Consider the following 9,863-nt stretch of genomic DNA (forward strand, 5'->3'; position numbering starts at 1 on the left):
CATTTTAACAAGCGAAAAGGTAGAAGATTGTCAACTGCTGATTCGCATTAATAACACATATTTACCATCTAGAGTATTATCAGGGAATTCACCCCGAATCGTAAATTTCTCTTGCCCCAAAAGTAATTGAGCAGAAAATACGATTATAATGAGAAAAAACAGTTTCTCTTTCATATTAATTACACTTTAATTCTATAAAATCATTTTACAGTTATATCAAGCATATTATTTACCCGTCTTTCAATAAAACGAGGAGCATTACGATTAAGACTATCGGTCAACGCTCTTCTCTTTGCCCAATACTCCTCTCTCTTCATTGTATATTCTCGCCACGCTATCAAAATATCCCGATCCGCTTTGGGCATTAAGTCAAGAATACGTAAATATTTAGCATCCACCAATCTTTTATTTAAGTCCTTAACTTCCAAATAACGAGATAACATTACTCGGATAACATCCGGATATTTGGCATATTTCTCAAAGAAAGCCAATTCACCTTTTTCAAAATCCTCAAATGCTGAACCAAAAGAATAAGCTCCTTCAGCTTCCGAAGTCTGCCCCTTTAAACGGATAGTTCTAAAAATTCTATTTACCAGATTTCTCCGTTCAATGACACAAGTATTATAGTCTTTATTAATAGGAGTACCCGATACATTTCCTTCCTCATACCAATTGGTTATATGGATCTGGATATTCCCAGGTTCTATTACAAAAGAAGTCGCACTTGTCTGACCACTGAATGTTGGTCTATCGTAATATATTTGCGCCAAAAAAGGTTTTCGTGTAGTTACCCCTTTATAATAGATTTTTTTATCAGTTACCAATATCTTTACTTCATCGTCAGATGCTTTCCATTTACGTTTGTACTCATCAGGAAGAAAAGACTTATCTGTCAGTATTATATATTTTCCGTCTAGCGAATTATCTGGAAATTCACCTTGAATCGTGTATTTCTCTTGTCCGTAAAATAGTTGGGCTATAGATACAAACATTAATATGAATAGATATTTTCTCATGATAATAATTTAAGTGCTACAGAGACTCCGCTTCTTCGCTTCACATATTTAATTCTCCTAAAAAATTAACACTCTTCCCCTGCTGCAAGGTAACATAAATGCTCGCACTTCCATTGGGATACACCTTAATATAAAAGTTACAATCACCTATTGCTGCATCTACTGAAAACTTGATGTGAGCATTTTTCTTTTTATCTATATCCATTGCATATTTTTTCAAAGGAGCTTGAAAGAAAAGTTCAGCTCCTCTCCTACCGTATGGTATATCAACTTGGCCGAGATAAAGAAGAGTAGAAAAGACAGAATCATTTCTAATTTCAATCGAATTATCTGCCCCATCCAATAGTATGGGATCTCTATCCGGATGTATATAAGTATCCACGTCGATCCTATAGTTTTTTGATGCAATGATATTTCTGACAACTTCCACCTTTTGCTTTTTTTGTTCTTTTTTGTTTTGGGCAAAAAGAATAGGGATTCCTACCAGCATTGTCAAAAATAGGACAAAAATTTGTTTTTTTGCTTTCATATTAAATTATAACTTAAACATGAATGTATTACAATTTAAAAACTTAATGATATGCCGTAATAGGACACGTACCATTGCTACTCTCACAATTGCTTATTCCGGTTTGCAAATAATCATCAACCTCTTGGGTACATTGATCACATTCCTTTCTATACTGTTCTTCTAGTATTGCAACTTGAGTCCAAGATACAAAAGGTATATCCATTACTTTTATATCATAATCATTAAGACAATCCTCTGTTCTCCACTCTGCTATTTCAGAAAAGGCTGCAATACAATTCCGGATCGCCTCCTCATCTTTTTCAGCACGAGTGATAACAACTTGACGCATTTTACGCTTTTGTCGAGCCCTCATTAATTCCAATCTGGTGAAATCTGTCCCTTCATAAACTTTCCTAGCAAAATTGGAGATCCGATCTAAACTGGCGTAATAATCGTATCCTAGCAATTTATTCCATTGTATTTTCGCTTCTGCACGAGTTTCCATATTAAGTAAATCTTTTCTAAGTTGCTGATACTGTTCCATTTCTTCTCTCGAGAATTTGGAAATGGCATTTTGCTTTTTTCTCAAACTCCTTCTGATTTCTTTTTCCAAATTCTGATGTGCTTCCGAAGTAATAAAGAGATCGGCAGCAGTCAAATCTTCTGCCTGTCGAGGGTAATCATCAGTATCATTCGCCTGACAACTAAACACAGAAATACTAATTAGAAAAACTAATCCAACCACAATAAAGCCTAAATTCAATTTTTTCATAAGAACTACTTTTAGAGATTAATAATATTGAATATCTTTTTCAAGGCGATGCCCAATTATTAGTAGATAATCGTTTGGCTCATTTCCAGTTCTGTCTATATCACATAAGATAAGGAGCTGTATTTTTCCATAATATTAGTACGAAGAAAAGTTTATCGTTCTTGTTGTAACAAAGGACGACATTTATAAATTGGAATACAAATTTCAACCGTATACAAATGCGTATACACAGCCAATGTATACGCATTTAAATATGTTTTTTAAAGAAAGATCATTCCAAACGCAATGATTTAATAAAATCAGTAATAGATTCACAAGAAACATGCATTTTCTTTTTCAATCTACTACGGCGTATTCGAAAAGAACTTCCTAGAATATGGAATAACTCTGAAATCTGCGCATTACTAAAATCGATACGTAACAAAAGAATGATATGTATATCATCTTCAGAAAGTATAGGATAATAATGCCTCAATTTATAGATAAAACCATCCTGATGAAGATTTATCCAGAATTCTAATTTATTCCAATCACAATCACTTATTGCGGATAAAGATGTAACATAGATTTGTACGTCATAGACAGTATTCCATTCTTCTTCATTCATAGCTGGATTTTTATCTATCACAATTATACCCTATTTCACCAATTCACCATTGATATAAAGGTTCTTGAAAGTTACATCTTTCGCCCCTTTAATATCATTTGCTCCTTTGGCTACATTATTAAAATGAGAATCCTCTACACTGATGTTATATACATGTTTATCATCCTCCAGCCCTATAATAAGCACACCCAATTTACTCTTCTCACAAGTCACATTTTTCAAATGCACATTACGGACAATCGGGTCAAACCCTCTCTTACATTTCTCCCGGTTCTCGTATTGCAGATTGATGCGAAGCACAGCTTCACGACATTGTCCTACCGTTACATTACGAACAAATACATTTTCTATAAGTCCTCCACGGCAAGTACTCGTCTTAATACGAATGACACGATCCAGATTCGGGCTATCCATCCGGCAGTCTTCTACAAACAAGTTACGATAACCACCGGAAATCTCACTGCCGATCACTACTCCTCCATGTCCATTTCTCATCATGCAACCACGTACGATAATGTTCTCACTGGGAATATTCCATTTACGTCCGTCTTCATTACGTCCTGATTTAATGGCAATACAATCATCACCCGTGTCAAATGTACAATTCTCAATCAACACATTCTTACAAGATTCAGGATCACATCCGTCTCCGTTAGGTCCACGATTGAAAACAGTTACTCCGCTAACAATCAAGCTCTCGCAGAAAAGAGGATGAATCACCCAGAATGGAGAGTTTAACAAAGTAACACCTTCAATCAAGATTGTGTGACAGGAATGTAAGTTCAATAGCTGCGGACGCATGCCATCTTCCGGCTTCATCAGACGCTTGTAAACAGGAGTAGATGTTTCACCATACATCAACAGACGTTCACGACCTCCATTGCGTTGAGCCACCATGCCTTCTTTCCAACCATACTTTACGGCTCCACACATCGGCCACCAAGTTTCCATGCTACCTTGTCCGTCAATAATACCTTTTCCGGTTATGGCAATATTGCTTTCACCATAAGCATAAATCAAAGGGTGAGCATTATAGCAATCAATTCCTTCCCAACGGGTTAAAACAGCAGGAAAATAAAGGCTTTGATCTGTAGAGAATTTCAAAACAGCTCCCTCTTCGAGATGGAAATTCACATTGCTCTTTAGAGTAATAGGTCCGGTATAAAAAGTGCCTTTAGGAACAATTACTGTGCCACCTCCTGACAGACTGCACTGTAGAATAGCCTGATTAATGGCTTCATGGCAAGGATTAGCCTCATCATCCGTTTTTGCTCCAAAATCAGTTATAGGAAATGTTCGTTTCGGAAAAGAGGTCCGTTTAATCTGTTTTTCGATACGGGCGCTTTCTTTAAATGCTTTATCAAAATCAACAGTATTCGCAGATGTTACCTCTGCCACAAAAAGCAACATCAGTAGTAAATTAATAGTTCTTCTCATCATAATTCTTATCCTTTTATTAATATGTTATTTTTATTTTATTGCAATGTAACTCCCATCAGACCGATAACAACATCGTTTGAAAGTGTTTCCAACGTCAGATGACTTAACTCTTTGGAAGGATTCAGAGGCATGTCCAAAAGTACACCTGCTCCTCCCTCGATGGAACGTCCATAAACACCCTTTATACCTAAGTCCTTTCCCAAGTCATTGCTAACCAAACCCGTCTTAAAATGAATGCGATAAGGACGGGGAGAAACAACGGTGAATGCTTGACCATCAACATAGAAATCCTGCTCAATAGGACACCAGTTATCCGGATTCACTAATTCCAATACATCAGAAGTCCCATCCGTATAGAATACACAAATGATACCATTAGCAATGCGACACTGCATGTGGTTGGTACTGCCTGCCATCATCAAATAGGCATGGGAAGCCCGACCGGAAAGCGGAATACTCAAACTGTCCGGATAATTATCCCACAACGAAGTAAAAGCAATATTGCTTCCTTGAGCCAATGTTCGGAATGGCACACCCAGTTTGGTAGTCAACATCTCATCACGTACCAAGGCACGCAAACCTGTATCATCAATATCAGCAGTTAATTTGGGATGGCACCACTCGCCAATGCCCTGAACAGGAAGTTGTAAAGTGGTATAAGGCGAACGGGGTGTCAGATACTCATTCCGGAAAATATCAGTCACATTCGCATTGAACAAAGAATCCATATTCATCACCCGGCACTCTGACGTATTTACCTGTGAGAAAGGAAGAATGACCGGTGATTTTTCCGATTTTGTAATCTGTACGTTTACAGGCTGCCACCATTCCATCTGTCCTTGTTTCATGCGAACAAAGAATGTATGATGCCCCAAATGATCATTGACCTTACTTCTTATAGAAGTATCACTAACATTCGGTTGTATCAGCACTCCCTGCGGATCATATATTTCACCGAATACCGCCCCTAAAATGGATGGAATACGGATCTCCGCTAAAGCCTCCGCCTGTATTTCAGGCAGAACCGGATTCAGACTGTTTCCTTCCCACACAATTTCGACAATTGCTTTTTTGGCAGAAGAAGCAGGAATAACAACCACCGGATAACCGGAAGCAGCTTCCGCAAAGCTCCAGTCAACTTCTTTCCCATTTACTTTCACAGAATGAATCCTTTCTCTTCCGACATTCACTTGTAATGTCAATGCCAAAGGTGCCTTAAAACGTTGCTCTATCCGGTAAATATCTGTATCTTTCTCCCTGACAAAGTGATAGGTTATGTCAGGCAAAGAAATAGAAGCTTTTGACCATCCTGCGGGAAATCCCGGACGAATCACCATCTTCCCGTTCAATACATCGGGTAAAATGCCATACAATCCTTGTACCAGTAATCGGGAAGCTACCCCTATCGGATCTCCAAAGTCACGATAACACTCTCCACGGGCAGCATCATAAAAGCTGACTTGCCCCAAATTTCCGGGACTGTTACCTAAGTACATACCATCCAGAAATGAACTTTTCATCAATCGATATGCTTCCTCCGGACGTCCTGCCTGGAAATAGGCCAAAGCTGTATGCATCACCTCTGCGAAAGCCACATTATTGATACTCCAGGAATAAGGTAACCAATTGGTAGTGGCAATCGTTGCATACCCCTCTTCCAGTCCATCGGCATACACGGGGATATGTGGTATTTCCGTATCAACATACCGTGTAGCCTGATATGCTTGAAAAGGATCGGCAACGTCGCTATCGAGTGCATGGTATATAGTCCATAATCCCGGACTTTCGTGAAGCCGGTGATGTCCCATAAAATCCTGATATTCCGCCCAACAACCTTTGCCCTGCATCCAAAGACGCTTATTCATCGCTTTCAATATTTGCTCGGCTTCGTTCTGATAAGGTGAAGGATCTTCGCCTATCAAAGAAGCAAGAAAAGCTGCCATTTTATTGGCACGGTAGTTATAAGCCGACGAATGGGTAACTGCGCCACTGTTGTAGTAAAGCGCATCACTTGCCCAAATACAAGCGTATGCATCATATAAACCATCATTGTCCGGATCATAATTTAATTTTTCCCAAGCTAGATGGCGGGTAATCACAGGCCACATTTTGCGGACATACGCAGTATCTCCCGTCCAGTTGAAGTGCCATAACAATTCATCCATGTAACAAAGATTCATGTCATAGTGGTGCATCTGGTTGTTACGTCCAGGGTTCCGGCAAATATACCCATTACTATATTGAGGAGTTCCCCAACGTTTTTCCGAACGCGCCAGATTCATTGTAGAATCTTGTGCCGGATGAGGTATTGTATTCGGGACATCAGTCACCTGACTGGCTGCATAAGCATCAAAATGAGTTCGTGCCCGGTCATGCCAACCTAAGGCATCACCAGTATATCCGGCTCTCCACCCACTTAACGGCATACGCCAGCCAATAGCACCGTGCAACCAAACCTGTCCGTCCCAAATTCCATCGGCAGCTGCGACCAATGCACCACCCAACGTGTTCAAATAAGGGTCCGGCGTTTCTATCTTCAAATGAGAAGCCAATACCAAAGAGGCTGCCTCCGCTTGTTGATAAAGTTTACGGACATTATAGCCTTCGGAAACCTCCCCACGTACCAAGTATACTTCTTTCTGCAAAGAAAGTTCACCTGTGACAAGGTCAGTCGCTTCGGCAGGAAGTTCGAAGCAATCAGCCGGGTCTACCCCCATATCTCCATTACGACTCAAACGTTTTCCGGTAGCTCCCCCATGTTGCCAACGAAGTATAGCTCCTTTAGGCATATTCGAAGGAGAAAAACGCCAAATAGCTCCATCCATATCGGCTAATGCCAATACAGAAATACGCAGTTCTCCTTTTCCCCAAGACGGGTCTGTCAAATAATAGGTACGTTTTCCAGCCGAATAACGGGATTCACAATGCCCGGTGCAGTCAAGCGCCAATTCTGTTCCGTCACGAAGAATGACTTTGAAACTTATATTTCCTCCGCGTCCGTTATTATAAAAAGCAAAAACCGGCCGGTCACTTGTTTCTACCCGGAAGGGACTGTGACTACCGTACAAAGCACGGGTATACCGATTCTTACCATTGACACAAACAAACTCATCACCATCGGGACGATATTGCAACGTCCTTTTTGTACCTCGCAGATGTTCATTCAAGGAGATGGATTCTTTAAAGTCACCGATCTGCTTTGCCTCTCTTTGAGCATTTAATGGCATCACCGACAACATCAAGAGGCAACAAACAGTCAGCTTTCCTTTTAAAATAAAATTCAAATGAAAATAACTCATATTTTTTGTGTTTGATTATGGTAATGGCTTCAATCCTTCCCAACGGACATTCCAAGTTCCATCTTTCGGAAATCCCGGATTAGTCTCCGTACATCCGTCCCAACCGGCACACATCATCGCAATAGCAGTCAGCAAGCCGCCATTACCCGGTAAATAAATACGTAAACGACCGTCCTGATAATTATGACCATTCGGCAAGTATGTGTTTGTGCGTTTATCCATCAGTAAAGCTCCGACGGCCTTTTCCGGTTCACCCAAACGGGCAGCATTCATAGCCGTCATCGGATAATCCCATCCCCAGGTTTTACCCCAATTCCAGTTATCCCAAATCCAGTGCAATGTATTTTTCATATAATCTTCCCGGATAAGTTTATTCATCGGAAGAATACCGACTGCCCCTAATACTGCCATGTGGTCGGAAGTATAACGAATATCTTTATAAGTATCTATGGCTGTTTCAGCAGCCAGATAAAGTCCTTCATTATTAGATGCTAAAGGGGAAAGTTTGTCGATCATTTCATCCCATTCCAGACTACGTTGCTGTCCCATACGTTCACGCCATTGTTGAGCGGTCTGCATGGCAAAATGCCAGTAAGAAAGTTCAAAAGGAGGATTAATTGTTTCTGCAGCACGCAACGTTTCTTGTGCAGGAATGGCACCTTTCAATACGTAACGTCCTTCCAGTTCATCGTATGTAGCAAAAGAGTACATAAATTCTGCAGTCTCCTGTACCAAACGATTATATTTCTCCAATACTTCTTTAGTCGGATCAGCACGATAAAGTAATTCTGCCAAATAAATTAAATGAGGTTGTTGCCAAATCAGAAAACTTCCTACTTTGGAAGGGGCTTCCGTTCCTGAAGGATCGGTCATTTTCATCCAGCGAACACCATCAAACCCTTGTCTTTGGGCTATTTGACGCGCTATCGGTTCAACCTTTTCATACCAACCTAATGTACGGTCAAGTAAGTTGCTACGATTCCAAAGAGCAAATTGAGCTTCGTGCCACCAGATCATTTCAAGATGGAATTTGCCAAACCACGAATTATAGGTAAGCCCCGTCTCTTGCGGAGGAGTAGTACCTGCGCTCTGAATTGCAAGCAAATATTGGCTAAGTACCACACGTCGTTCCAGTTCTTTTGCCCGTGGGTCCGTACATGCCGAAAAGTCAACAGCTGCGCCTTCCTTCCAAAACGAATTCCAATAGTTTTTTGCTTCTTCTTGAGTTTGTGCTACAGTAACAGGCTGCGTTGAAGGAGCTGTACTAGTAAAAGCACATGTAAAAGCTAAATGATCGTCCATCGGAGTCAGGACAAAATAATGTTTTGCTTTCTCATTGAAAGTAGCCTTCCCTTCCCAATACAAAGTTACGAAATACTCTGTGCTATCTAAAGTATGTTTCAAAACTGCGGAAGATTCATTTTGAGTAACAATAGTCGTTGTATGTTTATCAACGGCTTCCCAATTACATGCATCATCACAATGAGCGCCCGTAGGATACGGAAAGCGAAAACAAATCCCGGTATGCGCCTTAGAGGTAATATTTGCAGCAATCATATCATTAGAAGGATGGCAGGCTGTCTCCACTTGATAATCTTCACCGTTTAATTTAAACCGACTTTCGATCTTTCCATCCCACAAGCAAAGTTTCTGATGAACATCAGTTACCTGTTCAATATCCGTACCTTCCTCCACGTCAAAACCAACAATTCCTAAATGAAGACGATGCGGATTGACACGAAACCAATTAGCGGCATCCTGTTGTCTGCCTTCTTCTTTGAATTGAGTAGCGTAAAGTTCTTTCTTTCCCCTGCCAAAATCGTATTCTTTCAGAGTTTCTTCCGAAGTAAGCCGGTCCGGATTGGCGAAGCTATGCCAGCCCCACTGGCTCTGCGTTCCCAATGGAACTCCTTTTTTATAATTGTCCGGAAACGTCTGTAATCCGGTTATGTCTACCGTATAAGCAAACTCTCCATTTCCTACAGAAAGTGAAGCCAATGAATCGAATGCCGTCACAACAGGACTATTCCTTTCTACTAATGCCTCGCGATCAATTATCGGCTGATTTCCATCTCCGCAAGCTGTCCAAATAAAAAGTGCTGCAATAGATACTGCGAATGTTTTCATTATTCTTTATTATTGTTATTTACAAAAGTATTTATTTTTGAAACAAATGACGCGGATTCTCATTCAAAAACCCGCGTCACTCCACCCTAAT

The 9,863-nt window shown here is 40.3% G+C and carries 8 protein-coding genes; all 8 read right to left on the reverse strand.

All coding sequences use genetic code 11. The features are described from left to right. Nucleotides 1–30 precede the first annotated feature (30 nt). Nucleotides 31–174 (reverse strand): hypothetical protein, encoded by a 144-nt coding sequence (locus ACT8YW_RS19950; RefSeq protein WP_444106911.1) that lies wholly within the window; start codon nt 172–174, stop codon nt 31–33. Nucleotides 175–200: 26 nt separating this feature from the next. Then, nucleotides 201–1,016: a DUF4369 domain-containing protein gene (locus tag ACT8YW_RS19955; RefSeq protein ID WP_444106912.1), complete on the reverse strand. Its 816-nt coding sequence runs from the start codon at nt 1,014–1,016 to the stop codon at nt 201–203. Nucleotides 1,017–1,056: 40 nt separating this feature from the next. Further along, on the reverse strand, nt 1,057–1,545 hold the full coding sequence (locus ACT8YW_RS19960; RefSeq protein ID WP_444106913.1) for a DUF4251 domain-containing protein: 489 nt from the start codon (nt 1,543–1,545) through the stop codon (nt 1,057–1,059). Nucleotides 1,546–1,588: 43 nt separating this feature from the next. Further along, a complete protein-coding gene (locus tag ACT8YW_RS19965; RefSeq protein ID WP_444106914.1) occupies nt 1,589–2,299 on the reverse strand; it encodes a hypothetical protein in 711 nt (236 codons plus the stop codon). A gap of 271 nt (nt 2,300–2,570) precedes the next feature. After that, complete coding sequence (locus ACT8YW_RS19970; protein ID WP_444106915.1) at nt 2,571–2,906, reverse strand: hypothetical protein; 336 nt, start codon at nt 2,904–2,906, stop codon at nt 2,571–2,573. A 30-nt stretch (nt 2,907–2,936) separates the two neighbouring features. Beyond that, nucleotides 2,937–4,346 carry a glycoside hydrolase family 28 protein gene (locus ACT8YW_RS19975; RefSeq protein WP_444106916.1) on the reverse strand — a complete coding sequence of 470 codons (1,410 nt, stop codon included), beginning with the start codon at nt 4,344–4,346 and terminating at the stop codon, nt 2,937–2,939. Nucleotides 4,347–4,381: 35 nt separating this feature from the next. Then, nucleotides 4,382–7,645, reverse strand: coding sequence for a DUF4450 domain-containing protein (locus tag ACT8YW_RS19980; RefSeq protein WP_444106917.1), 3,264 nt, complete (start codon nt 7,643–7,645; stop codon nt 4,382–4,384). Between the two features lie 15 nt (nt 7,646–7,660). Then, nucleotides 7,661–9,772 carry a hypothetical protein gene (locus ACT8YW_RS19985; protein WP_444106918.1) on the reverse strand — a complete coding sequence of 704 codons (2,112 nt, stop codon included), beginning with the start codon at nt 9,770–9,772 and terminating at the stop codon, nt 7,661–7,663. Nucleotides 9,773–9,863: the final 91 nt, after the last annotated feature.

Source organism: Bacteroides sp., assembly GCF_052357945.1.
GTDB lineage: Bacteria > Bacteroidota > Bacteroidia > Bacteroidales > Bacteroidaceae > Bacteroides.